At 60.7% G+C, this 24,796-nt stretch carries 26 protein-coding genes; 13 read left to right on the top strand and 13 right to left on the bottom strand.

Going from position 1 to position 24,796, the window contains the following annotated elements:
• Positions 1–137: 137 nt before the first annotated feature.
• Positions 138–464 (bottom strand): DUF2025 family protein, encoded by a 327-nt coding sequence (locus tag NN484_RS27015; protein ID WP_127651323.1) that lies wholly within the window; start codon positions 462–464, stop codon positions 138–140.
• A gap of 222 nt (positions 465–686) precedes the next feature.
• Between NN484_RS27015 and NN484_RS27010 the strand changes: the two genes are divergently transcribed.
• Together NN484_RS27010 and NN484_RS27005 are read left to right on the top strand one after the other, a co-directional pair.
• A complete protein-coding gene (locus NN484_RS27010) occupies positions 687–1,811 on the top strand; it encodes a glycerophosphodiester phosphodiesterase (protein WP_274658352.1) in 1,125 nt (374 codons plus the stop codon).
• 170 nt (positions 1,812–1,981) lie between these two features.
• Positions 1,982–2,287, top strand: a complete 306-nt coding sequence (locus NN484_RS27005) for a PepSY domain-containing protein (protein WP_007963131.1) — start codon at positions 1,982–1,984, stop codon at positions 2,285–2,287.
• Positions 2,288–2,420: 133 nt separating this feature from the next.
• Here the strand turns inward: NN484_RS27005 and NN484_RS27000 are convergent, their stop codons facing one another.
• On the bottom strand, positions 2,421–4,043 hold the full coding sequence (locus tag NN484_RS27000; protein ID WP_274658351.1) for a methyl-accepting chemotaxis protein: 1,623 nt from the start codon (positions 4,041–4,043) through the stop codon (positions 2,421–2,423).
• Positions 4,044–4,320: 277 nt separating this feature from the next.
• Between NN484_RS27000 and NN484_RS26995 the strand changes: the two genes are divergently transcribed.
• Together NN484_RS26995 and NN484_RS26990 are read left to right on the top strand one after the other, a co-directional pair.
• Positions 4,321–5,343 (top strand): transporter, encoded by a 1,023-nt coding sequence (locus NN484_RS26995; protein ID WP_047599633.1) that lies wholly within the window; start codon positions 4,321–4,323, stop codon positions 5,341–5,343.
• Between the two features lie 252 nt (positions 5,344–5,595).
• On the top strand, positions 5,596–7,212 hold the full coding sequence (locus NN484_RS26990; RefSeq protein WP_127651321.1) for an inorganic phosphate transporter: 1,617 nt from the start codon (positions 5,596–5,598) through the stop codon (positions 7,210–7,212).
• 117 nt (positions 7,213–7,329) lie between these two features.
• Here NN484_RS26990 and NN484_RS26985 read toward each other — a convergent pair whose 3' ends face one another.
• Positions 7,330–8,226: a LysR family transcriptional regulator gene (locus tag NN484_RS26985; RefSeq protein WP_274658350.1), complete on the bottom strand. Its 897-nt coding sequence runs from the start codon at positions 8,224–8,226 to the stop codon at positions 7,330–7,332.
• A gap of 120 nt (positions 8,227–8,346) precedes the next feature.
• Between NN484_RS26985 and NN484_RS26980 the strand changes: the two genes are divergently transcribed.
• The gene (locus tag NN484_RS26980; protein WP_274658349.1) at positions 8,347–9,102 is read left to right on the top strand and encodes an SDR family NAD(P)-dependent oxidoreductase; all 756 of its coding nucleotides are present in this window, start codon (positions 8,347–8,349) and stop codon (positions 9,100–9,102) included.
• A gap of 113 nt (positions 9,103–9,215) precedes the next feature.
• On the opposite strand, the gene NN484_RS26975 is transcribed toward NN484_RS26980, so the two are convergent.
• Positions 9,216–9,653: a multidrug/biocide efflux PACE transporter gene (locus tag NN484_RS26975; RefSeq protein ID WP_127651318.1), complete on the bottom strand. Its 438-nt coding sequence runs from the start codon at positions 9,651–9,653 to the stop codon at positions 9,216–9,218.
• Positions 9,654–9,741: 88 nt separating this feature from the next.
• Here NN484_RS26975 and NN484_RS26970 point away from each other — a divergent pair, with 88 nt between their 5' ends.
• On the top strand, positions 9,742–10,596 hold the full coding sequence (locus NN484_RS26970) for a LysR family transcriptional regulator (protein ID WP_127651317.1): 855 nt from the start codon (positions 9,742–9,744) through the stop codon (positions 10,594–10,596).
• A 153-nt stretch (positions 10,597–10,749) separates the two neighbouring features.
• On the opposite strand, the gene NN484_RS26965 is transcribed toward NN484_RS26970, so the two are convergent.
• From NN484_RS26965 to NN484_RS26955, 3 genes are read right to left on the bottom strand one after another with little or no spacing between them, the layout of a single operon-like run.
• A complete protein-coding gene (locus tag NN484_RS26965) occupies positions 10,750–11,979 on the bottom strand; it encodes an RNA polymerase sigma factor (RefSeq protein ID WP_274658348.1) in 1,230 nt (409 codons plus the stop codon).
• Positions 11,972–12,316: a YciI family protein gene (locus NN484_RS26960; protein WP_127651315.1), complete on the bottom strand. Its 345-nt coding sequence runs from the start codon at positions 12,314–12,316 to the stop codon at positions 11,972–11,974. The genes NN484_RS26965 and NN484_RS26960 overlap by 8 nt, the downstream gene beginning before the upstream one ends.
• Before the next feature lie 40 nt (positions 12,317–12,356).
• Positions 12,357–12,782: a YybH family protein gene (locus NN484_RS26955; protein WP_274658347.1), complete on the bottom strand. Its 426-nt coding sequence runs from the start codon at positions 12,780–12,782 to the stop codon at positions 12,357–12,359.
• 141 nt (positions 12,783–12,923) lie between these two features.
• Here NN484_RS26955 and NN484_RS26950 point away from each other — a divergent pair, with 141 nt between their 5' ends.
• A complete protein-coding gene (locus NN484_RS26950; RefSeq protein WP_127651313.1) occupies positions 12,924–13,409 on the top strand; it encodes a GNAT family N-acetyltransferase in 486 nt (161 codons plus the stop codon).
• 18 nt (positions 13,410–13,427) lie between these two features.
• Positions 13,428–14,033, top strand: coding sequence for a pyridoxamine 5'-phosphate oxidase family protein (locus tag NN484_RS26945; protein ID WP_274658346.1), 606 nt, complete (start codon positions 13,428–13,430; stop codon positions 14,031–14,033).
• A gap of 111 nt (positions 14,034–14,144) precedes the next feature.
• Here the strand turns inward: NN484_RS26945 and NN484_RS26940 are convergent, their stop codons facing one another.
• The 3 genes from NN484_RS26940 to NN484_RS26930 all read right to left on the bottom strand — a co-directional run bounded on the left by NN484_RS26940 (position 14,145) and on the right by NN484_RS26930 (position 16,182).
• Positions 14,145–14,633: a GNAT family N-acetyltransferase gene (locus NN484_RS26940; protein WP_215502773.1), complete on the bottom strand. Its 489-nt coding sequence runs from the start codon at positions 14,631–14,633 to the stop codon at positions 14,145–14,147.
• Positions 14,634–14,955: 322 nt separating this feature from the next.
• The gene (locus NN484_RS26935) at positions 14,956–15,450 is read right to left on the bottom strand and encodes a GyrI-like domain-containing protein (RefSeq protein ID WP_127651310.1); all 495 of its coding nucleotides are present in this window, start codon (positions 15,448–15,450) and stop codon (positions 14,956–14,958) included.
• Between the two features lie 69 nt (positions 15,451–15,519).
• Entirely contained in the window at positions 15,520–16,182 is a 663-nt protein-coding gene (locus tag NN484_RS26930; RefSeq protein ID WP_095137081.1) for a LysE family translocator, read from the bottom strand.
• A gap of 139 nt (positions 16,183–16,321) precedes the next feature.
• Between NN484_RS26930 and alaC the strand changes: the two genes are divergently transcribed.
• Positions 16,322–17,539 (top strand): alanine transaminase, encoded by a 1,218-nt coding sequence (alaC, locus tag NN484_RS26925; protein WP_215502772.1) that lies wholly within the window; start codon positions 16,322–16,324, stop codon positions 17,537–17,539.
• 178 nt (positions 17,540–17,717) lie between these two features.
• Here alaC and NN484_RS26920 read toward each other — a convergent pair whose 3' ends face one another.
• Positions 17,718–19,073 (bottom strand): GntP family permease, encoded by a 1,356-nt coding sequence (locus tag NN484_RS26920; RefSeq protein ID WP_127651308.1) that lies wholly within the window; start codon positions 19,071–19,073, stop codon positions 17,718–17,720.
• Between the two features lie 82 nt (positions 19,074–19,155).
• A complete protein-coding gene (locus tag NN484_RS26915) occupies positions 19,156–19,689 on the bottom strand; it encodes a gluconokinase (protein WP_274658345.1) in 534 nt (177 codons plus the stop codon).
• A 216-nt stretch (positions 19,690–19,905) separates the two neighbouring features.
• Between NN484_RS26915 and gntR the strand changes: the two genes are divergently transcribed.
• A complete protein-coding gene (gene gntR / locus NN484_RS26910; protein WP_274658344.1) occupies positions 19,906–20,937 on the top strand; it encodes an HTH-type transcriptional regulator GntR in 1,032 nt (343 codons plus the stop codon).
• A 136-nt stretch (positions 20,938–21,073) separates the two neighbouring features.
• Here the strand turns inward: gntR and NN484_RS26905 are convergent, their stop codons facing one another.
• Complete coding sequence (locus NN484_RS26905; RefSeq protein WP_215502770.1) at positions 21,074–21,946, bottom strand: LysR family transcriptional regulator; 873 nt, start codon at positions 21,944–21,946, stop codon at positions 21,074–21,076.
• Between the two features lie 119 nt (positions 21,947–22,065).
• Between NN484_RS26905 and NN484_RS26900 the strand changes: the two genes are divergently transcribed.
• The 3 genes from NN484_RS26900 (at position 22,066) to NN484_RS26890 (ending at position 24,773) form a co-directional block, all read left to right on the top strand.
• The gene (locus NN484_RS26900; protein WP_108589278.1) at positions 22,066–22,506 is read left to right on the top strand and encodes a PACE efflux transporter; all 441 of its coding nucleotides are present in this window, start codon (positions 22,066–22,068) and stop codon (positions 22,504–22,506) included.
• A 125-nt stretch (positions 22,507–22,631) separates the two neighbouring features.
• The gene (locus NN484_RS26895; RefSeq protein WP_274658343.1) at positions 22,632–24,056 is read left to right on the top strand and encodes an MFS transporter; all 1,425 of its coding nucleotides are present in this window, start codon (positions 22,632–22,634) and stop codon (positions 24,054–24,056) included.
• A 156-nt stretch (positions 24,057–24,212) separates the two neighbouring features.
• Positions 24,213–24,773 (top strand): hypothetical protein, encoded by a 561-nt coding sequence (locus tag NN484_RS26890; protein WP_274659341.1) that lies wholly within the window; start codon positions 24,213–24,215, stop codon positions 24,771–24,773.
• The last annotated feature ends 23 nt before the right edge of the window (positions 24,774–24,796 follow it).

Raw genomic sequence — 24,796 nt, 5'->3', positions numbered from 1 at the left:
GTACAGCGTTTGGGCAGTGAGTTGGGTGCTGCTATCACAGGCCTCATCACTGGCAAGCCAGTGTGATCTTCAGCACAACGCATACCTTGTGGGAGCGAGCTTGCTCGCGAAGAAGCCTTCACAGTCAGCACAAAATCTCAGCCCTTCACCAGACTGCGCACCGCCACAATCTCCGGCACCTCAACCTTGCTCATGTACACCCGCAACGGCTCGGTGATGTTGATCCGGTCGTCGATGTTCTGATCCAGCAGCAACTGAATCAACTCGCGCTTCAAGGTCATGGTCGTATCGGAGACCGCCACCCAGACAAATTCGCTGGTGGGAATGATGCCGTCATCGGCCACGTCCATGCCGAACGAATCTTCGCTGAAACGCACGATGTACTGACCGGTCTTGCGGTTGAGGCCGACAAAGCCTTTGAGGTCGTCGGCGGCCTGGCAGATGAGTTGGGAAGTGATGCGCATGGTAAACCTCACGAAAAATCATCGATGGTTTACACGCAGGGCACAGGAATCGGCGCGCCCTCTGCCGGGGCGTCTGCCACCGGCAAGCGTACTGCAAACAGCGCCACAAAAGTGCAGGAAAAATCGCTTTTAATACGTTTATGTCGGTCTGGCGATAGCACGCAATCGCTTCAGTTGCTAAAAGGTACGTCTTTGAAAATGCCCTGCGAAAGGAACTCGAACATGCCCGCCACTTTCACCAGAAGCGCCCTCATGCTGAGCCTGCTGCTCGGTCTCGGCCAGGCCCACGCCGCCCAGACTGACGTTAACGCGCTTGCCGCCGCCCATGGCATCCCGCATCCAGCCGTGATCGCTCACCGTGGCGCGTCCTTCGATGCACCGGAATCCACCGCCGCCTCCTACAAACTGGCCCGCGACCTCGGCGCCGATTACCTGGAAATGGATTTGCAGCGCAGCAAGGACGGCGTGTTGTTCGCCCTGCACGACAACAACCTGCAACGCACCACCGACGTCGCGACCAAGTTTCCGGACCGCAAGGACAGCCCGGCCAATGCCTTCACCATGGCCGAACTGAAAACCCTCGACGCCGGCAGCTGGTACAACAAGGCTTACCCGGATCGCGCGCGCCCGTCCTACGCCGGGCTGAAAATCCTGACCCTGGACGAAATCATCGACATCGCCCAGGCCAACCCGAAACACAAGCCGGGCCTGTACATCGAAACCAAGGAGCCACAACTGTTCCCCGGGATCGAGCATGACCTCAAAGAGAAGCTGCAGGACCGCGGCTGGTTGAGCCCGGCCGGTTCGAAACTGGCGAAAAGCGAGCTGGGCGTCGGCCAGGGCAAAGGCAAGGTGATCCTGCAGACCTTCGAGAAAAACAGCCTCGAACTGCTGCAAAAGGAAATGCCACAAGTGCCGAAGATCCTCTTGCTGTGGGTCGGTGAAGGCAGCATCGAGCCGAAATCGACAGTGACCTTTGCCGAATCCGGCGAGAAGGACAAGAACGCTTTCTACGGCAAGCAGGAACCGAAATCCGAAGCTGAATTCAAGCAGTGGGTGGATTTCGCCAAGGCTCAGGGCGCCATCGGCACCGGCCCTTCGGCCAAGCTGACCCAGGGCGGCGATCAGAGCTATTCGGATCTGGTGCAACCGTGGATGAACCAGTACACCCACGATCAGGGCATGCTGGTGCACGTGTATACCGTCGATGAGCCGGTGGACTTCGAGAAAGTCATGGCATCCGGCGTCGACGGCATCTTCACCAACCGCGCCAGCGAACTGTTGAAGTTCTACAAGCGTCCGGCGGCAGCCAGTGTTGATGAGGTGTTGAAGAACAACGGTTTCTGATCGATAACCGAGGCGCCTTCATCGCGGGCAAGCCACGCTCCCACAGGTTCTGTGCAGGGTGCGGCTTGCCCGCTTGGCATTCAGGGCTTTTAAGGGTGAATTAAGTTGCGGTGGTTAATCTGAACCCACTTCAACAGAACACGCACTTAAGCAAACCAAGGATCGAACCGATGAAAACTTTGACTGCCCTGTTTACCGCCGCTGCCCTGACCCTGACCGCTGGCCTGGCCCAGGCTGACGTCCGCGTCGACCAGATCCCGCAACTGGTGAAGGAAGGCAAGATCAAGTCGCTGGAGTCGATGAACGCCGAGGCGCTGAAACTGCACCCGGGTGCGACCATCACCGACACCGACCTGGACAACCACTTCAACGGTTACGAGTACGAAGTCGAGCTGAAAACCGCCGATGGCAAAGAGTTCGACGTGGACTTTGACGCCACCACCGGCAAGGTGCTGAGCAACAAGCAAGACACTTGATACACCGCTCATCAAAAGCCGCACGATTGAAAGATCGTGCGGCTTTTTCATGCCCGCCCTACGGCGGCACGCGCACTGATTAGAGATCGACGGTGTACCGACTCGGTAGCCGAATCGGTACACCCAGGCTCGATCAGGCGCTCAGGCGCGCGGTGACTTCATTGAGTTGCCCGGACAGGCCATGCAGGTTCTGGCTGGCGCTTTCGGTGCGCTGCACGCTGTTGAGGTTGGTGCTGGCGATCGAGGTGATCTCGGTGAGGTTGCGCGAGATGTCTTCGGCCACCGAGGTCTGCTCTTCGGCGGCGGTGGCGATCTGGCGGTTCATGTCGCGAATCGCTTCCACCGCGTGGGTGATGCGCTCGAGCATGGCGCCGGCCTGGGTCACTTGCTCGACGCTTTCATCGCTGCGCGACTGGCCGCTATCGATGGCTTGGGCCGCATCGACTGCGCCGGTCTGCACGCTCTGAATGATCTGGTTGATCTCGATGATCGACTCCGCCGTGCGTTGCGCCAGGTTGCGCACTTCATCGGCCACCACGGCAAAACCACGCCCGGCCTCACCGGCCCGCGCCGCTTCAATCGCCGCGTTGAGTGCCAGCAGGTTGGTCTGTTCGGCGATGCCGCGAATCACTTCCAGCACCTTGCCGATCCGGCCGCTGTCCGCTTCCAGACGGCGGATCACCGTGGCGGTGTTAGCGATTTCGCTGCGCATCTGGGTGATGGAATGGATGGTGCTCTGCATGACCTTTTCGCCCTGTTGAGCGGACTGGTCGGCATCGTCGGCCGCGCGCGCCGCGTCCGCCGCATGACGGGCGACTTCCTGGGCGGTGGCGGACATTTCGTTCATCGCCGTCGCCACCTGATCGGTGCGGTTGAACTGCTCGTTGGTGCCGCCGGCCATGGTCGTGGCAATCGCGTTCAGCTCGCCGCTGGCGCTGTCCAGATCACTGGCGCTGCGTTGCAGGTGGGTGAACGTCTCAGCGAGGAAATCACGCAGGGTATTGGCGGCCGCCGCCAGGTTGCCCAACTCGTCCTGACGGTCGTTGGCGACACGTTCAGCGAGGCGCCCGCGACTCAATTGGGTGACGTAATCGATCAGCTTGCGGATCGGTTCGATCAGGTTGCGGTTGACCAGCCACAGGCTCAACAGACCGATCAACAGACCCGAGCCGAGCATCACCAGAATCCCCAGCAACACGGTGCTGTCGGCACTGGCGCTGATCTGCGCCGACTGCTCGCTGCCTTGCTTGCGCAGCTCGGCCACCAGCTCGCTCATCTGGTCGCTGGCGGCGCGGTCCACGCCTTTGACGGCGGCATCGCCAGCGGTTGGATCGGCACCGGCCGCCACGTAGGCATCGCGACCTTTCTGGTACGCGGCGCCGAGCAGGCGGTGTTCTTCACGCAGGCGTTCGATGCGGGTTTTGAGTGCCGGCTCGATGCCTTTCTGGCTGGCCAGTTCACCGAGAATATTTTGTACATCGCGCTGGCGATCTTCGAACTGGCTCCAGTATTTGGCCAGATCCGCCGGTTGCTTGCCGCGCAGCAGGACGTTTTTCCATTCCTGCACCTGCACCTTGAATTGCAGGTTGGCCTCGTCGATCAGTTGTGAGGTGTGCAACGGGCCGGCGATCAACTGGCTGTAGTTCTGCACGCCGTTGGACAGGAAATGAAAGCAGGCCAGCGCGATCAACAGTGTCGCCAGCAGGCTGCCGCTCAGCAGGGCGAGAATTTGCGCTCTCAGGGATTTTTGCAGCATCGCAAGATACTCAGGACAGGGATGAGGCACGCCCGATAAGGCGTGGGATTTTGCCGGACATCCGTGTCGGCGCGCCTTGGCTCATGGCCAAGCGCGCGCAACGTAACCTAAGCGTGATCGGCGTGCCAGAGCGCTTCTTGAAGAAATTCCGACCGCCGGTAAGACATTGATCTGGCGTCACTTTATCGTCACGCCAGTGTCACATTCGGTTGCGATGATGCGGCTCAGTGAACCTGCCATTCCGCGACCGACGCCCTCCTCCTCGCAGCGAGCCTCCATGAACCACAGCCTCGATATCAGTCATCGCGATCCTGATTTGTTCGGTTTGCTTTACGGCTTCCGTTTCCGCCCGGGTGAACGTGGCCGCGAAGTCGATTCGGCGACCGCCCTGCGCTGCCTGCAAGACGACAGCGACAGTGATGAATTCCTCTGGCTGCACCTGAACCTGGCCCACGCCGCGTGCGAGCGCTGGATGAAAAGCCATCTGCAATTGCCCGAAGAATTTTTCGAAGCGCTGCACGAAGGTTCGCGCTCGACGCGCATCGAACACGTTGACTCAGCGTTGCTGGCGGTGGTCAATGATGTGGTGTTCAACCTCAGCAGCATGGTCTCTTCGGATGTCTCGACGCTGTGGGTTTGCGTGCGCAGCAAACTGATCGTCAGCGCACGCCTGCAACCGCTGCACTCGGTGGACAAGCTGCGCTCGTCGGTGAAGGCCGGCGAATGCTTTCGCTCGCCGTCGGAACTGCTCGTGCACCTGCTGCGCGATCAGGGCGAAGTGCTGACGCAGATCGTGCGCAAGACCAGCATGAGCGTCGATCAGGTCGAGGACGAATTGCTCTCCTCGCGCCTGTCGACCAACCGCGCCGAACTCGGCGCCAACCGCCGCGTGCTGGTGCGCCTGCAACGGCTGTTGGCGCTGGAACCGGGTTCGCTGCTGCGCCTGCTCAACCGTCCGCCGCCGTGGCTGCAGAAGGAGGACGTCAAGGAGCTGCGCAAGTCCACCGAGGAGTTCGCGCTGATCATCAACGACCTCACCGCCCTCGGCGAACGGATCAAACTGCTCCAGGAAGAGATCGCCGCCAACCTCAACGAACAGAGCAACCGCACGCTGTTCACCCTGACCGTGGTCACGGTGCTGGCGCTGCCGATCAACATCATTGCCGGTTTCTTCGGCATGAACGTCGGCGGCGTGCCGCTGGCAACGGATCCGGAGGGGTTCTGGATATTGGTCGCGTTGGTGGCGACGTTTACCGTGATTGCCGGGCGCTGGGCGTTTCGTAAACGCGGGGATTACTAACCCCAATAATTACTGTGCCCCACCACAGATCCCTTGTAGGAGTGAGCCTGCTCGCGATAGCGGTGTGTCAGACACCTCTGTTTTGAATGTGCCAACGTCATCGCGAGCAGGCTCACTCCTACAGGGGTTGTTCATTTCCCTTCTGATCAATGGTCAGACTAATCCGCCAAACACTGACCTGCCGCAGTCTCTCTGTAATATTTAGCAACGATCATGGCCGACACTCCTTCCCTCGCTCAGGACTGTCCGCTCATGGCTACTCCCTCCCTGACCGCCGCCCGCCCCACGTCCGTCCACGGCGGTCGGCCTGCACTTGATAAAAAACCCGGCCCCTTCACTTACGTGGTGTTTTTTGCCGTGCTGGCAATGGGGATGCTGTTCACGGCCTACAGCCTGATGCACGACATGCACGAGCTGGGCACCACCGTCACCACCTGGACCCCGTTCCTGCTACTCGGCGTGGCGCTCCTGATTGCGCTGGGCTTTGAGTTCGTCAACGGTTTCCACGACACCGCCAACGCGGTCGCGACGGTGATCTACACCCACTCGCTGCCGCCGAATGTGGCGGTGGTCTGGTCGGGTTTCTTCAACTTCCTCGGGGTGCTGCTGTCCAGCGGCGCTGTAGCGTTCGGCATCATCGCCCTGCTGCCGGTGGAGCTGATTCTGCAGGTCGGTTCGTCCGCCGGGTTCGCGATGATCTTCGCTCTGCTGATCGCAGCGATCCTGTGGAACCTCGGCACCTGGTGGCTGGGCCTGCCGGCCTCCTCGTCGCACACCCTGATCGGCTCGATCATCGGCGTCGGCGTGGCCAATGCCTTGATGCACGGGCGCGACGGCACCAGCGGCGTGGACTGGGCGCAAGCGACCAAGATCGGTTACGCCTTGCTGCTGTCGCCACTGGTGGGTTTCGGCTGCGCGGCGCTGTTACTGCTGGCGTTGCGTGCGTTCGTGAAAAACCGTGCGCTGTACAAAGCACCGCAAGGCAACACCCCGCCACCGTGGTGGATCCGTGGTTTGCTGATTATCACCTGCACCGGCGTGTCCTTCGCTCACGGCTCCAACGACGGGCAGAAAGGCATGGGCCTGATCATGCTGATTCTGGTCGGCACCCTGCCAATGGCTTATGCGTTGAACCGCACCATGCCGGCCGATCAGGCGTTGCAGTTTGCCGCTGTCGCCGAAGTCACTCAGCAAGCACTGGTGAAAAATACCCCGCTGCCGGCCCCCGCCGATCCACGTCCGGTGCTCTCCGATTACGTGCGCAACAAGGAAGCCACCCCGCAACTGATCCCCGCCCTCGCCGCCCTCACCGGGCATATTGGCGAAGAGGTGAAAGGCTATGGCTCGCTGTCGAAAGTCCCGGCTGAAGCCATGGGCAACGTGCGTAACGACATGTACCTGGCCAGCGAATCAATTCGCCTGATGGACAAGAACAAGGTCGGCAACTTCGACGCCGACACCCACAACAAGCTGCAATTGTTCAAGCAGCAGATCGACAACGCCACGCGGTTCATTCCGCTGTGGGTGAAGATCGCCGTGGCCATCGCCCTGGGACTGGGGACCATGGTCGGCTGGAAACGGATTGTGGTGACGGTCGGCGAGAAGATCGGCAAGACCCACCTGACCTACGCCCAGGGCGCCTCGGCGGAAACCGTGGCGATGCTGACCATCGGCGCGGCGGACATGTTCGGTTTGCCGGTGTCGACCACCCACGTGTTGTCATCGGGCGTGGCCGGAACCATGGTCGCCAATGGCGGCGGCTTGCAGATGAAGACCATCCGCAATCTGCTGATGGCGTGGGTGCTGACATTGCCGGCGGCGATTCTGCTATCGGGCAGCCTCTATTGGCTGTTCACCCAGATCTTCTAACCCCACAAATCCCCTGTGGGAGCTGCGGCACGCTGCGATCTTTTGATTTTGCTTCTATAGAAACAAGATCAAAAGATCGCAGCGTGCCGCAGCTCCTACAGGGGGAAGTGGTGTTGGTCAGAGCGTCGAACGGATGACCTCGCCCAACCAATCCATGAACACCCGCACCCGCAGCGGCAAGTGCCGTTGCCGCGCATACAGGATTGAAATCCCCATCGCCGGCGCCGTGAACTGCGGCAGTACGGTCACCAGTTCGCCGGTGTCCAGATGCGGCTGCATGCCGGTACGCGGCACCTGAACCAGGCCGAAGCCGCCCAGGCAGGCCGACTCGTAAGCGTCAGTGCTGTTGACCGTAACGCTGCCAGCCATTGGCAGACGCCGCACCTGACCGTCCTGTTCATACACAAACCCTTCCGAGCGCGAGCCCAGCACACCGACGTAATGCACCAGCCTATGCTGCGCCAGATCCTCCAGCGTCTGCGGCACACCGTAGCGTTCAAGGTACGCCGGGCTGGCGCAATTGATCATCGGGAAATCGCCCAAATGCCGTGCTACCACTGACTGATCCGGCTGCGCGCCAATGCGCACCACGCAATCGAAGCCCTCGCTGAGCAAATCGACGCGGCGGTCGGTGCAGCTGATCTCCAGCTCCAGATTCGGGTGACACGCCATGAACTCAGGCAGCAGCGGCATGATCAGGCGGCGCGACAGAATGTTCGGCATGTCGACGCGAATCCGTCCGGTCAGCGAGGCCGGATCCTGACGAAACAGGCCCTCGATCTCGTCCATGTGCGACAGCAGATCCTTGCTGCGTTCGTACAGCACCAGGCCGTCCTGCGTCGCCTGCACCTTGCGCGTGGTGCGTTGCAGCAGGCGCGTGCCGAGCAGGGTTTCCAGCGACTGCACATGCTCGGACACCGTCGAGCGCGGCAGCCCCAGACTCTCGCCGGCGAGGGTGAAACTCGACAGTTCGCTGACCCGGACGAAGGTGCGCAGCAGTTCCAGTTTGTTCATGAGGACACCCCTTGATTGTTCGGCTTAATCGACCAGTGATTCCGGTTTCAGTCTGTTTATCACCCCCTGGCGGATAAATAAACTTTGCTCATCACCACTCACCGCAATCGAGGACTTCACATGAGCCGCAAAATCGCATTGATCACCGGCGCCAGCCGTGGCCTGGGCAAGAACGCCGCCCTGCACCTCGCCGCCGAAGGTGTGGACATCATCGGCACCTACAACAGCCACGCCGATGAAGCTCAAGCCCTGGTGGCTGAACTGGAACAACGCGGCGCCAAAGCCGTGATGCTGCAACTGGACGTGGGCCGCAGCGACAGCTTCGCTGATTTCGCTGCGCGGGTTGAGCAAGCGCTGCAGCAACTGGAGCGTCCGCGCTTCGACTTTCTGATCAACAACGCCGGGATCGGTGTGCACGCGGCATTCGCCGAAACCACACCAGAGCAGTTCGACCTGCTGATGAACATCCAGCTCAAAGGGCCGTTCTTCCTGACTCAGCAACTGCTGCCGCTGATCAACGATGGCGGGCGCATCATCAACATCTCCAGTGGCCTGACCCGCTTCAGCCTGCCGGGGTATGCCGCCTATGCAGCGATGAAAGGGGCGATGGAAGTGCTGACTCGCTATCAGGCCAAGGAGCTGGGCGCGCGGCAGATCGGCGTGAACATTCTGGCGCCGGGGGCCATCGAGACCGACTTTGGTGGCGGCGCCGTGCGCGACAACGCGGCGTTGAACGCGATGGTCGCCAGCAACACCGCCCTGGGCCGTGTCGGGCAGCCGGATGACATTGGTGGTGCGCTGTCGATGTTGCTGGCGCCGGGGGCACAGTGGATCAACGGGCAGCGGGTCGAGGCGTCGGGCGGGATGTTTCTCTAACTTCAAACACCGTCCCTGTAGGAGCTGCCGCAGGCTGCGATCTTTTGATCTTGTTTTTAAAAAATCAAAGTCAAAAGATCGCAGCCTTCGGCAGCTCCTACAGTGGGATTGGGTTAACCCTGACAGGCGCTGCGCTGCATGAACCGCGCACGCACCACGTCATAGCCCCAGTGATACACGTAGGTGTACGGCAGGAAGAACAGCAGCACGCCGATATCGAGCAAAAACGCCTGCCACAGGCTGACCGACAGCCACCAGGCAATCAGCGGCACGCCCATCACGATCAAGCCGCCTTCAAACAGCAGCGCATGGACCACCCGCGTCCAGGCGTTGTGCCCGACGTTCAGGCGCTTGAGCGTCCGGTCGAAGAAACCGTTGAACACCACGTTCCACGCCAGTGCCAACACGGCGATCAGCACGGTCACCGCGCCCATGTCGAGCAGCGGCTTGTTCATGATCCACGCCAGCAACGGCGTGCAGATAAGAATCGCCAGAAACTCGAAACCAATGGCCTGGAAGATACGTTCAGTGATGGACTTGTTAGCCGTCATGGCCTGACTCCTTGAGTGAAGATGTTGCCATGATCCATCCTCACACCGATACTTCATAACCAATAACCATCGATCAAGGCGATAGTTCATGGCCTCGCAGGAAGTGCTGTTGGCGTTTGTTCAAGCCGCCACTCAGGGTTCGTTCTCGGCAGCGGCGCGCAAACTGGGGCGCAGTCAGTCGACCATCAGTGCCGCCGTCGCGAGTCTGGAGATTGATCTGGACCTGATCCTGTTCGACCGCAGCAGCCGCAAACCGACCCTGACCCCGGCCGGCCACGTGATGCTGCAACGGGCCGAGGCGATTCTGGCGGCCACCAGCCGTCTGGAAATGACCGCCCGACAACTGACGCAAGGCGTCGAGCCGAAGCTGACCGTGGCGATTTCCGACACCTACCAATCGGCGCGTTTCGAAGCGGCACTGGTCGACTTCGAACAGCGTTATCCGGACCTGGAACTGGAATGCCTGATCGCCGAGTGCGACGACCTGATCGAACTCGTTCAGCGTGGCCGCGCGCACCTGGCGTTCGCCGAGATGCGCGACAGCTATCCGCCGGATCTGGTGACGTCAACGGTTGCCGAGCGCACTGACCTTGCGCTGTTCGTCAAACGTGATCATGTGCTGACCCATATCGAACGTGTCGATCAGCAAGTGCTGGAACAGCATCGGGAGTTGCGGCTGGCGACCATCGTCAATCCCTACGACAGTCGGGCGAAAGGTCGGGTGTGGTCGGCGCCGAGTTACCTGATGCTGATGGAAATGGCGGAAATGGGCTTCGGCTGGGCGGCGCTGCCGCGCTGGCTGGTGGGGCGCTTCGGTAATGGCTCGCTGGTGGAATTGACGGTGCGCGGCTGGCCGCGGCCGGTGTATGTCGATGCGTTGTGGTCGCGGATTTATCCACCGGGGCCAGCGGGGAGCTGGCTATTGAGCAAGATGCTGGAATAGATCAAAAGATCGCAGCCTTCGGCAACTCCTACATAGGAATGCATTCTTCTGTAGGAGTTGCCGAAGGCTGCGATCTTTTGATCTTCAAGCCGCTTCGATCACCGGCAGCAACCCTGATGATTTGAGGCCGGCACTGCCAATGAAGCTCGCGGATCAATCCAGTTCGCTCAGCCGCCCCTCGATAAACCGCCGCTCCGGCTCCTGCCGCGTCAACTCCAACGCGCGCCGATACGCCGCCCGCGCCTGCTCCACCCGGCCCAACTGCCGACAAAACTCCGCCCGTGCCGAATGCGCCAAGTGGTAATCCTGCAACTCGCCCCGCCCCAGAATCCCTTCAATCAAATTCAACCCGGCCAACGCCCCATCACGCTTGGCCACCGCCACCGCACGATTCAATTCGATCACCGGCGACGGCACCGCGCGCAACAGCACGTCATACAGCCCGACGATCTGCTCCCAATCCGTTTCAGCCGCTGAAGGCGCCTCGGCGTGCACCGCTGCAATCGCCGCTTGCAGGCAATACGGCCCGAAGCGCCGGGTGGTCAGCGCACGTTCCACCAGCGCACAGCCTTCGGCAATCAGCCCGGCATCCCAGCGCGAACGGTCCTGATCGTCCAGCAGGACCAATTCCCCGCTGGGCGAGGTGCGCGCCGGCCGCCGCGACTCGTGCAGCAGCATCAGCGCCAGCAAGCCCATGACCTCCGGCTCCGGCAGCAACTCCATCAGCAACCGCCCCAGCCGAATCGCCTCGCGCGTCAGGTCTTCACGGGTCAGCTCAGCGCCCATCGACGCCGAATACCCTTCGTTGAACACCAGATAAATCACCCGCAACACGCTGTCGAGGCGCTCGGACAACTCGTTGAGGCTGGGGACTTGATAAGGGATTTTCGCATCGCGGATCTTGGCCTTGGCCCGCACGATGCGCTGGGCAATCGCTGCCGGTGCCGAAAGAAACGCGCGGGCGATTTCCTCGGTGGTCAGGTCGCAGACTTCACGCAGGGTCAGCGGTACCTGCGCATCCGCCGCCAGCGCCGGGTGACAGCAGGTGAAGATCAGCCGCAGGCGGTCGTCTTCCACGTCTTCGCCACTCCAGTCGGCCTGTTCCAGTTCTTCTAGCTGCGCCAGCAACAGCGGCTGCGAGGCCTTGAAGCGGGCGCGCCGGCGCAACACATCGATCGCCTTGAAGCGCCCGGTGGACACCAGCCAGGTGCGCGGGTTGTCGGGCACGCCGTCGCGCTGCCAGCGCTCGACCGCGACGAAGAACGCCTCGTGCAAGGCTTCTTCGGCGAGGTCGAAATCACCGAGCAGGCGAATCAGCGTCGCAAGGATCCGCCGCGAGTCTTCGCGATAGACCTGCTCGACCCGCGCCCGAACCTCAGACATTCAACTGCCGCACCGGGCGCACTTCGACGCTGCCGACCCGGGCCGCCGGAATGTGCCCGGCGACCTGGATCGCTTCGTTGAGGTCCTTGGCGTCGATCAGGTAGAAACCGGCCAGTTGCTCTTTGGTTTCAGCGAACGGGCCATCGGTGATCGACAGCTTGCCGTTGCGCATGCGCACCGTGGTGGCGGTCTGCACCGATTCCAGCGCTTCGGCCGCGACCATCCGCCCGCTGCCCTGAATCGACTCGGCGTAGGCCCAGCATTCGGCGTCTTCCGGGCTGTCGGGCAGCGTGTGCAGCAGGCGTTCATCGCTGTAGACCAGGCATAGATACTTCATGGCTTTCTCCTGAATCGAACGGATCAACTATGGCTGAAGATCAGGGCTGCACATCGAACAGCGTGGCGCCGCTCATCGGATCGAACGGTGCCGACCAGTGCTCGTGGACGATCTTCCACGTCCCGCCCACCTGCCGATAGCACGCGGTGGCGCGCATCCAGCAGCTCTGGGTTTCACCCTTGTCGTTGGTCCCGCCGCAGTTGGCTACCCAATGGGCGAAGGCGAGGTTGTCGGCGGTTTCGATGGCGATCTCGTGGAACTCGAAAACGTGCGGGCCGGGGCACATCTCCATACAGGCTTCCCAGTGCTTGCGGTAGGCCGCCTTGCCCTTGAATTGCAGGGCCTTGATCGCGTCGAACGAGACGATGTCGTCGGCGTACAGCGCCATGACTTTCTCGACGTTCTTGGTCATCACCGCTTCGCGGTAAGTGTTGATCAGGGTCTGGATGTCAGCTTGTGCGCTCATGGTGTTCTCCGTGTTTTTGTTGTGAAGACACCCTTAGTCGTTCGGCAGTCGAGCCGATCGACAGACAAAACAAAAAAAATTCCGCCGAACACAAAATCGCTAGAATCCGAGGCTCATCTTTGTAGGAAAAAGGAAATTCCCGTGTCAGCCCAACTCGTGCCGTACGACAGCCTGAACGCCCTGCAGCGTCAGCAAGTCGAGGCGATTGAAATCCATCCCGAGCAGATCAAGTTTTCCGGCGACATCCACGGCGCGCTGCACACGCTGCTGTCCAGACCCGGCCCCGGCGTGAAGGGCTTCGCGCTGCTGGCGGATCAAGTGCCGGTGGCCTTCCTGCTGCTCAAACGCCCACCCGTGTTGCCGGACTGGGCCGATGAACACAGCGCCACCTTGCATGCGTTGCAGGTCGATCATCGGGCACAAGGCAAGGGTTACGGCAAAGCCTGCCTGCAAGCGTTGCCGCAGATTGCGCGTGAGGCATGGCCGGAAATCAAGGGCCTGGAGCTGTCGGTGGACGCCGATAACGACGCCGCCATCGCGCTGTATGCCAAACACGGTTTCGTCGACAGCGGCGAAGCGTACAAGGGACGAATCGGTTACGAGCGGCGCATGGGCCTGTTTTTCTGAGTCATCGAGGGATGCACGATGATCGATTCAATCGAAGCGCTGGAAGCGATATACGGATTGCCCCACGAGCGCGCGGTACGCAAACAGATCGGTTTTCTCAACGAGGACTATCAGGCGATGGTGCGCCTGTCGCCGCTGGTGATGATCAGCTCGCTGGGCGCCGACGGCCTCGACAATTCGCCGCGCGGTGATGCGCCGGGGTTTGTGCGGATCATTGATCAAAACACCCTGGCCCTGCCGGATCGCCCGGGCAACAACCGCATCGATACCCTGCGCAATGTGCTGCACGATCCAAGGGTGTCGCTGCTGTTCATCATTCCGGGGATTGGCGAGACGTTGCGGGTCAATGGCACCGCGACGATCAGCGCCGATCCAGAGCTGCTGGAAAGCTTCGCGGTGAACGGCAAACCGGCGAAAACGGTGTTGCGGGTGACGGTGGAAGCGGCGTTTTTCCATTGCTCGAAAGCCTTCGTCCGTTCCGATGCGTGGAACCCGCAAACCCACCTGCCGCGCTCCGCCCTGCCCTCTGCCGGCGCTTTCCACAAGCGCCTGAATGACGGCCAGTTCGATGCCGAAACCTACGATCGCGAAGCGCCGAAGCGGGTGCGCGACAGCCTCTACTGACCCACCACCGTCCCCGGTAGGAGCTGCCGAAGGCTGCGATCTTTTGATTTTGGTTTTTCAAGATCAAGATCAAAAGATCGCAGCCTTCGGCAGCTCCTACAGGGGACGTGTTTACAGGGTCAGGATCATCTCGTGCCACGCCATCCCGCCATGGTCGGACTCCGACGGTTTGATGTAGGCAAAGCCGAACCCGGCGTACAGCGGGATGTGCTGTTCCTTGCACATCAAATGAATCGTCGCCTTGTCCATCCCGCGCATGCGCTCGATGAACTCGGCCATCAGCCGCTTGGCCAGGCCCTGGCCTTGATAGTCCGGGTGCACCACCACCGACATGATCACCACATTCGGCCCTTTCGGATCGTGGCCGATCAGTTCCTTGAACGCCTCGTCCGACATCTGCACATCAAACGCCGCGCCCGAGTTGATGAAACCGGCGACCACCCCGTCCACTTCGGCCACGATGAAGCCGTCCGGCCAGGTGGCGATGCGCGTGGCGATCTTCTCGCGGGTGGCGGCCTCATCGCCTTCGTAGGCAACGGTTTCGATGGCGTAGCAGCGATCCAGGTCGGCGGCGGTGACATTACGGATGACGGTGTTCATGGCGGCTCGAAAATCAGCGGAGAAAAGTGCACAAAGCATAAAGGAATAAGGTGTTCATATCGATCCGCATGGGCGGCGTAAAGCCTGCGTATAAGCGCTTTTCTTCGTGCTGGTGGCGGGCTATTTCTGAGGTGTGTCTCTGATCACCCTTGGGGGAAACCGCTTATGAGCAGCGTTGAAATCGGCCTGTTGATGGTGTTGGGCATCAGTACGTTCGGCTTTATCACCCTGGGCATCGACCTGTTGCGGGCGCGACGGGTGGGCAAGGGTAAACGCGGTTGAACAACCTGAGGCGGATCAGTGATCCGCCTCGGGTTGTGGCTCAGGCCTTGGTATCGACCGGCACGCAGATTTCCAGTTTGCCGGTGTGCAGCCGCGGATTGAAATCGGCGCTGTAGCGCTCCAGCTCCGGGGCGTTGAGCTCCACATAGTGGGAGGTCGGCAACCAGGTCTTGTAGATGTATTGCAGGGTCTGCGGCAATTGTTCGAGCGGTCCCTTGTGCTCGAACACGGCGTATTGGCGGGGCAGCACTTCGATCCACTGGTAGACCTTCTGGTCCAGGTCATCGAGCTTGCTGATTTCCACCCCGGCGATGTAATCGAAGCCACCCTGGCCGTCGAAATTGCTGCAGACGCCGTAGGTCACTTCGTTCTTTTGTCCCTGTATCTTTCCCAAGTGCGGCAAGAACTTTTCCCACAGCGCGGGAATGTCCTTGGCGCTGTCCTGGGTAAATCGACCACGAAATCCTGCAATCAGCAGGAAGTGTCCATGTTCGAAGCGAGGTTCAGCCACTTCGACGCGTTTTTGCTCATCCATGACTCGACTCCTGGAACAAAAAATAGGGGTTCGGCTGGTGAGTATAGAAGCCAAACCCGAATCGCAATGTTACAAGGCGTGCAACTGGTCGGCGGCCCCGGAGCCAACGAACTCGTTATAACCGGATACGATCACGTAAACAGCGAAATAGCAGAAGATCGCTGCCGATGCCATGTACGAGTAGCGCAGCAGCTTGTCGCCCAGCAGCTTGCCCCCGTGGCTCGCGGCAAAGCACAGACCGGCCGACCACAGCAGCCCGGCGCAAAGGAAACCACCGAGGAACAGCGCCGAGCTCACCGGACCACCGCCACCGGAGCGGGCGATCAAGGTGCCGCCGACGGCGGCGAACCACAGAATCGCACTCGGCGAGGACATGGCGAGGAAGATCCCGCGAAAGAACTCTTTGCGGTGCGAGTTCTGCCCTACCTCTGCAGTCGCCGCCAGTTGCGCCTCGTGGTGAATCGCTGAATAGATCATCTTCGCCGCGAAATAGATCAGCAGTGCCGAACCGCCGATCCACAGCACCCAGCGCACGCTTTCGTACTGCAGCAGCACGGTCATCCCGGCCAGCGCCAGCACCGCGTAGATCAAGTCACCGACGCAGGTGCCGAGGCCCAACGCGAAACCCTGAAAGTAACCGCGCTGCATCGCCAGGGTGATCATCGCGATGTTGGCCACGCCGATGTCCAGGCACAGCGAGAGGCTCAGCAAGAAGCCGCTGGTGAATTCCATCTACCGATTTCCTTGGGAAAAAATTGTTTACATACAGGCTGGACAGTCTGCCATCACTGCCCTTATCTTCGCCAACAGGTCACCGCAGTGACCAGCGTCGCTCGGACGGTTCCGGGCGCTTACGTTATCCGAGGCAACAATGGCTGAACAAGGTTCGCCGCGCCGCTTTGCGCGCATTGATCGACTCCCCCCTTACGTTTTCAACATCACCGCCGAGCTGAAGATGGCCGCCAGGCGTCGTGGTGAAGACATCATCGACTTGAGCATGGGCAACCCCGACGGGGCCACGCCGCCGCACATTGTCGAAAAACTCGTGCAGGTCGCGCAGCGCGAAGACACCCACGGTTACTCCACGTCCAAGGGCATTCCGCGCCTGCGTCGGGCCATTTCCAACTGGTACAAGGAGCGCTACGCGGTCGACATCGACCCGGAGAGCGAAGCCATTGTCACCATCGGCTCCAAGGAAGGCCTGGCGCACCTGATGCTGGCGACCCTGGATCAGGGCGACACCGTACTGGTGCCGAACCCGAGCTACCCAATTCACATCTACGGTGCAGTGATTGCCGGCGCCCAGGTACGTTCGGTGCCGCTGGTGCCGGGCGTGGACTTCTTCGCTGAACTGGAACGCGCGATTCGCGGATCGATCCCGAAGCCGAAGATGATGATCCTCGGCTTCCCGTCCAACCCCACCGCGCAGTGCGTGGAGCTGGATTTCTTCGAACGGGTGATCGCCCTCGCCAAACAGTACGACGTGTTGGTCATTCACGACCTGGCTTACGCCGACATCGTCTACGACGGTTGGAAAGCCCCGTCGATCATGCAGGTGCCGGGCGCCAAGGACATCGCGGTGGAGTTTTTCACCCTGTCCAAGAGCTACAACATGGCCGGCTGGCGCATCGGTTTCATGGTCGGCAACCCGGAGCTGGTCAACGCGCTGGCGCGGATCAAGAGCTACCACGACTACGGCACGTTCACCCCGCTGCAAGTGGCGGCGATTGCCGCGCTGGAAGGCGATCAGCAGTGCGTGCGCGACATCGCCGAGCAGTACCGCCAGCGCCGCAACGTGCTGGTCAAAGGCCTGCACGAGCTGGGCTGGATGGTCGAGAATCCGAAGGCTTCGATGTACGTCTGGGCGAAGATTCCCGAGGCTTATGCACACCTCGGCTCGCTGGAATTCGCCAAGAAACTGCTGGCCGAGGCCAAGGTCTGCGTCTCGCCGGGGGTTGGTTTTGGTGAGTACGGCGACGACCATGTGCGCTTCGCGCTGATCGAAAACCAGGACCGGATTCGTCAGGCCGTGCGCGGGATTCGCGGGATGTTCCGGGCGGATGGGCTGGCCCCGAAAACCGGCAACTAACGTAGATCTCCTGTAGGAGCTGCCGAAGGCTGCGATCTTTTGCTGTTGATTTTCAAAGATCAAAAGATCGCCGCCTCGTTTCACTCGACAGCTCCTACAGGGGAATGTGTTCAGCCTTGAGATTTCGGGCACAAAAAAACCGCATCGCTGCGGTTTTTTTGTGCCTGCAAGAAGCTGTTTACACGAACAGCGACAACAGCAGGATAAAGCCCAACGCAACCACCGACAGGATGGTTTCCATCGCCGTCCAGGTCTTGAAGGTTTCGGCCACGGTCATGTTGAAGTACTGCTTCACCAGCCAGAAACCGGCGTCGTTCACGTGAGACAGAATCAACGAACCGGCACCGGTAGCCAGTACCAGCAGCTCACGGTTGACGCCCGGAATCATGCCTACCACCGGCACCACGATACCCGCGCCAGTGATGGTCGCTACCGTCGCCGAACCGGTGGCGATACGAATCACCGCCGCTACCAGCCACGCCAGCAGGATCGGCGAGATCTGCGCGCTGACCGCCATGTGGCCGATCACGTCGCCCACGCCGCTGGTCACCAGCATCTGCTTGAAGCCACCACCGGCACCGATGATCAAAATGATCGCGGCGGTCGGTGCGAGGCTCGCGTCCAGCCACTTGAGCATCTGCTGGGAGCCGATGCCCTGCTTGTGCCCGAAGGTGTACAGCGACAGCAGCAACGCCAGCAGCAGGGCCGAGATCGGGTGACCGATCATGTCCATCCAGGTGCGGAAGAAGTGACCGTCAGGCAGCGCCACGTCAGCGAAGGTTTTCAGCAGCATCAGGAACACCGGCAGCAGCACGGTGATCAGGGTGATGCTGAAGCTCGGCAGTGTCGCCGAGTCATCGTTTTCACGGGCCAGTTGATCGACCAGTTCCTGATTCGGGTGACCGGGGATGTGCTTGGCAATGAACGTACCGAAGATCGGACCGGCAATGATGGCGGTCGGCAGTGCAACGATCAGACCGTAGAGAATGGTCTTGCCGATGTCGGCGCCGAACACGCCGATGGCCAGCAGCGGCCCCGGGTGCGGCGGCACCAGACCGTGTACGGCGGACAGGCCGGCGAGCAGCGGGATACCGATCTTGATGATCGACACACCGGTACGCCGGGCGACGATGAACACCAGCGGAATCAGCAGCACGAAGCCGATTTCGAAGAACAGTGGAATGCCCACCAGGAACGCGGCGAACATCATCGCCCACTGAACCTTGTCCTTGCCGAAAGCGCGGATCAGGGTTTGGGCGATCTGATCGGCCCCGCCGGATTCGGCCATCATTTTGCCGAGCATGGTGCCCAGCGCGAGGATGATGCCGACGAAACCGAGCACGCCACCGAAGCCGTCCTGGAACGCCTTGATGATGGTGCCGATCGGCATCCCGGAGGTCAGACCGAGGAACGCCGCAGCGATGGTCAGGGAAATGAACGGGTGAAGCTTGAATTTGGTGATCAGGATAATCAGGCCGATTACCGTGACCACTGCATCGAGCAGCAGGTAGGCGTCGTGGGACATGCCAAACATTGGGGGTGTCTCCTGGATTGTTGTTGTTATTAAAGCGGGTTAAACAGAAGTCGTGAGGACAGCGCTATCTCTTTCAACACACTCATACCGCCTGTTTCAGACCGTGGGCCTGCCACCAGACGTGAGCCTGTGCTGCCAGTTCTTCAACGCTGTAAATCGAAGCATTCAACGCCAGGGTCAACGGCTCGCCCTTGGGCGACTCGAGGGTGGCGAACTGGCTTTCGATCAACGTCGCCGGCATGAAGTGGCCCGGCCGGTGGGATACACGGTCGGCGGCGACTTCCGGGGTCAATTCAAGAAACACGAAGCCCAGGCCCGGCAAGGCACTGCGCAACACTTCGCGATAACTGTGTTTAAGGGCCGAGCAGGTCAGCACCGGGCGTCGGCCTTGTGCATCGACACGGCGCAACTCATCGCACAGGCTGTCAAGCCAGCCGGCGCGGTCGTCGTCGTTCAGGGGGATCCCCGCGCTCATCTTTTCGATGTTGGCGGCCGGATGAAAAGTATCGCCTTCAATGGCAGTGGCGCCGCTCAATTGGCACAGGGCCTCGCTGACGCACGTCTTGCCGCAACCGGCAACGCCCATGATGACCAGGGCGGTGATGGGATGACTCATATAACACCTCAGCGCGCAGACAGCGCTACCTTTGCTAGCTATGACTCTAGTGCACAGGCAGAAGTTGCCGACGCCTTCTTGTCGTTTTTTTGGGTTGCAGCAGGTTTGCGCCCAACGCCAAAAAGCGAAGATCAGGCAGGACCTCGCTTACGCATTTGCAGCTGCATCAGGACAGCGCTACCTTAGTGCCTTGATTTTTGTTTGGCAAGCCGCCCGATGACCACCCCCAAAAACGATAAAAACACGCGCACCACCGGCCGTCCCACCCTCAATGAAGTTGCCCGCCTCGCCGGCGTGAGCCCGATTACCGCCTCCCGCGCCTTGCGCGGGGTCAGTACCGTGGCCACCGAACTGGTGGAAAAAGTCCAGAAAGCCGCACTCGAACTCAACTACGTGGTCAACCCTGCCGCCCGCGCCCTGGCCTCGGCGCAGAGCCATTCGGTGGTGGTGTTGGTGCCGTCGCTGTCCAACCTGTTGTTCATCGATACGCTGGAAGCCATTCATCGGGTTTTGACGCCCAAGGGCTTCGAAGTGCTGATCGGCAACTTCCACTATTCGCGCGATGAAGAAGAAAACCTGCTGCGCAACTACATGGCTTATCAGCCCCGTGGCTTTCTGCTGACCGGGTTTGATCGCACGGAAAGTTCGCGGCGGATGATTGAGAGCAGCAACATTCCCTGCGTGTACATGATGGAACTGGACAGCGCCGCCGGGGTGAACTGCGTGGGGTTCTCCCAGCTCAGCGCCGGCGAAACGGCGGCCGAGCATTTGCTCTCTCGCGGCCGCAAGCGCCTGGCCTACATCGGCGCGCAACTCGATCAGCGCACGTTGTTGCGCGGCGAGGGTTTCCGCAAAGCTCTGCAGAAGGCCGGGCGTTATGACCCCGACCTGGAAGTGCTGACCCCGCGCGCCTCGTCGGTGGGCCTGGGCGGTGAGTTGTTCCTGCAGTTGCTGGCGGCGCATCCGGACGTTGATGCAATTTTCTTTGGCAACGACGACCTCGCGCAGGGTGCCTTGCTCGAAGCGCTGCGCAACGGGATCAAGATTCCCGAGCAGGTGGCGATTCTCGGTTTCAACGACTTGCCGATGTCCGAGCACATGGTGCCGCGCCTGAGCAGCATCAACACCCCGCGTGAGGCGATCGGCCGGCGCGCGGCGGAGCAGATGCTGACGTTGATGGCCGGCAACAGCGTGGCGCGGCCGGTGCAAGACATGGGCTTTGAACTGAAGATTCGCGAGAGTACCTGACTCCACCCTTCCCTTGTAGGAGCTGCCGAAGGCTGCGATCTTTTGACGTTGATCTTAAAGATCAAGAGATCGCAGCCTTCGGCAGCTCCTACAGGGATCGCCTGTACGCTGCAAATTCCTGTAATTGGTTCAAGGTTCAGTGACCGAGCAGTTCGACCAGGGCCAACGCGCCCTTCTGCAACGGCTGGCTCTTGAGCCACACCGCGTGCACCGGCAGCACCAGGCCGTTTTCGATGTTGCGGAAGTTCAGCCGCTTCAAGCGCCCGCTGTCCAGCCACGGCTGCACCACCGACAACGGGAAATTGCCCCAGCCCAGTCCCGCCTCGACCATCTCCAGCGCCGCCTCCAGAGTGTCGGTGCGCCAGTGGGATTCGGCCACCAGTGGCCGGGTTTCGCTGATCGGCAGGTCGCGGCTGGCGACGAAGATCTGCCGCACGTGCACCAGGTCTTCAAGAAACAGATCCTGCCCCTGCAACAACGGACTGTCCGCCGCCAGCGTGGCGATCATTCGTTCGCTGCCGACAAACTGAAAACGCTCCAGCACGTTCATGCTCAACCCGGCAAACGCCAGACACACGCTGACGCGGCCACTGTGCAGCATCGCCAGCACATCGTCCTGCGGCGCGGTCAGCACTTCGATGTCGAGGAGCGGATGGCGCTCGGCAATCACTTTGATCGCGGCAAGCAAGCGGCGACGATCGATGTCCGCAACCACACCGATCGACAACTTGCTCTCCAGCCCCAGCGACAACTCCACCGCATGCACTTGCAGTTGCTTGAGCTGCTCGGCAATCAACCGCGCATGGGGCACCAGTGACAGCGCCATCGCTGTTGGCTGCGGTTCGCGATGACTACGGTCGAATAATGAATAGCCAAGTTCCGCTTCCAGATTGCCGATGCCCATGCTGACCGCCGACGGCACCCGGCCCAGCGCCCGGGCAGCGGCGGAGAACGAGCCGCGTTCGATCACCGCGAGAAACAATTCGATGCTGTCGCTGTTGAAATTCACACCACCACCTATCATCAAAACTGAAAGCTACTGACTTTTTCTGTCACCACTATTGAAGCTATCTTTTGCCGCCTCCGCCAGTTCCGCTGGCCATCGATTGCAAACAGAGGCAAATCCGCATGCAAGGTGTCAAACGCAAACTGGTCTATGTGTCGCTCTACGAAGTGATCGGCATGACCTTCTCCGCCCTCGGCCTGGCGCTGTTGTCCGGCACCTCGCCGGGCAGCACCGGGCCGTTGGCGGTGATCATCACCACCATCGCCGTGACCTGGAACTTCATCTACACCTCGCTGTTCGAACATTGGGAAAGCCGCCAGAAGTCGCGCACGCGCACGGTCAAACGGCGCATCGCCCACGCGGTCGGTTTCCAACTGACGTTAATCGTGTTCCTGATCCCGCTGATCGCGTGGTGGATGAACATCAGCCTGGTGCAGGCGTTCCTGCTGGACCTGGCGCTGATCATCTTCATCCCGTGCTACACGTTCGCCTTCAACTGGCTGTTCGATCGCATCTTCGGCTTGCCGGCGTCGGCGCTGCCCGATTCCGCCGCTGCGGCATAAATCGTTAATTGGCAAACAGTTATTGCAAGAAATCGGCGGCTTTTAGGGGCAAACCGCCGATATTCACAATCCGTAAACTCCGATAGCAGGCTAAGCTTTTCCATCAATAAAAAATGGATCAGCCCATGACTGCTCACACCCCCGCCGCCGCGCAACGCGATGGCATTGACCCGATACGCGCCGCCGAGATTTCCGCCCGCATCGACCGCCTCCCTGCCGTCGCCACGATCTGGCGGCTGGTGGCACTGTTGTCGATCGGCGGTTTCTTCGAACTCTATGACTTGTTCCAGACCGCTTACATCAGCCCCGGGCTGATCCGCGACGGGATCTTCGCCACTGGCAATCAGGGTGTGTTCGGTTTCTCCGATCAGGCGGCGTTTGCTTCGGCGACGTTTCTTGGTCTGTTCCTTGGCGCCAGCCTGCTCAGCCCGTTGGCTGATCGTTTCGGCCGCCGCGCAATCTTCACCTTTGCGCTGGTCTGGTACACGGTCGCCACGGTGCTGATGGGCATTCAAAGCTCGGCGCTGGGGATCATCTGCATGCGCTTTCTGGTGGGCATCGGTCTGGGTATCGAACTGGTGACCATCGACGCCTACCTCTCGGAACTGGTGCCCAAACGCATGCGCAGCTCAGCGTTTGCCTTCGCCTTTTTCGTGCAGTTTCTGTCGGTGCCGGCGGTGGCGCTGATGTCGTGGTGGCTGGTGCCGCAGGCGCCGTTCGGGGTCTCAGGCTGGCGTTGGGTGGTGCTGGCGAGTGCGGTGTTTGCGCTGTTCATCTGGTGGCTGCGCAAACGTCTGCCGGAGTCGCCGCGCTGGCTGGCACAACATGGTCGATTCGATGAAGCGAACCGGATTCTCGATGACATCGAAGTACGCTGCGAGAAGGATCACCGCCAACCGCTGGACGCCCCCGAAGCGGTGCCCGTCGACGTCGAGGGCAAGGGCCGTTTCGCCGATATCTGGCAACCGCCGTATCGCCGCCGGGCGTTGATGCTGATCGTCTTTCACGTGTTTCAGGCAATCGGTTTCTTCGGCTTCGGCAACTGGCTGCCGGCGCTTCTGTCGGGCCAAGGCGTCAGCGTCACCCACAGCCTGATGTACGCGTTCATCATCACCCTCGCCTACCCGCTCGGGCCGCTGCTGTTCATGAAGTTCGCCAACCGTTTCGAGAACAAGTGGCAGATCGTCGGTTCGGCCCTCGGCTCCATGACTTTCGGTACCTTGTTCGCGTTGCAGACCAGCGCCTTCGGCCTGATTTTCTGCGGGGTGATGATCACCTTCTGCAACGCTTGGCTGAGCTTCAGTTATCACTCGTACCAGAGCGAATTGTTCCCGACCAACATCCGCGCCCGGGCGGTGGGGTTCTGCTATTCGTTCAGTCGCCTGTCGACGGTATTCAGCAGCCTGCTGATCGGGCTGTTCCTGGATAACTTCGGCACGCCCGGGGTGCTGGCGTTCATCGTCAGCAGCATGCTGATCGTGATGCTGACCATCGGCTATTTCGGCCCGCGCACGCGCAACCTGGCACTGGAAAACATTGCCCATCGCTGATCACCGCGCGGTCATCCTCTGCCGCCTGACGGCAAGGGATGACCGCCGCAGCTCATACGCAAAATCAGCAACTTATTGAAATAAAAGGACTTTCATGAAAGGCACGGTAATTGCTCGGATACGCCCGTCAGCAATTATTCATAGGTCCCCATCATGATGTTGGTCAGTGCCAAACAGCAGCAACTCATCCACTTGCCCAAGCGGCTGGCGGAAGACGCGACCACGACCGCCGCTGCCGGTCTGCAAAGCGGCCTGCACGGCGCCATGCTGCAATCGCTGCAGAACCAGACCCGATCGCAAGCCACCGACGCGACCTCCAGGGTCCAGGACTCGGCCACGCAGATCGCCACCCAACAGGTGGCCGCCGCCACGCGCATCAGCGACAACGTCGACGAGGCGTTCGCCAAGACCCGCGTCGGTCTGCAAACCACCGATGCCACGGGCGCCAGCAGCACCGCCGGCACCTCGGCCACCGACGCGTTCAAGGACTACATGAGCAAATCGCCGGAACAGCGTCTGCGCGACAGCATTCTCAAGGACATGGGCATTAGCGAGGAAGACATCCAGGCCATGCCGCCGGCGAAACAACTGGCCATCGGCAAAGAGATCGCCCAGCGCCTGCAGGACAAGATGCAACTGGCTCAGTCGGAGAAAGAGAACGTCAATGACGTCAAGGACAGCGACAAAATGGCGGACAAGTTTCTTGCGGCGCTTTGATTTCAAAGCGGCATAGAGCCCCA

Source organism: Pseudomonas serboccidentalis, from assembly GCF_028830055.1.
GTDB classification, from domain to species: Bacteria; Pseudomonadota; Gammaproteobacteria; order Pseudomonadales; family Pseudomonadaceae; genus Aquipseudomonas; species Aquipseudomonas serboccidentalis.
This window is presented reverse-complemented; position numbering and strand designations above follow the sequence as displayed.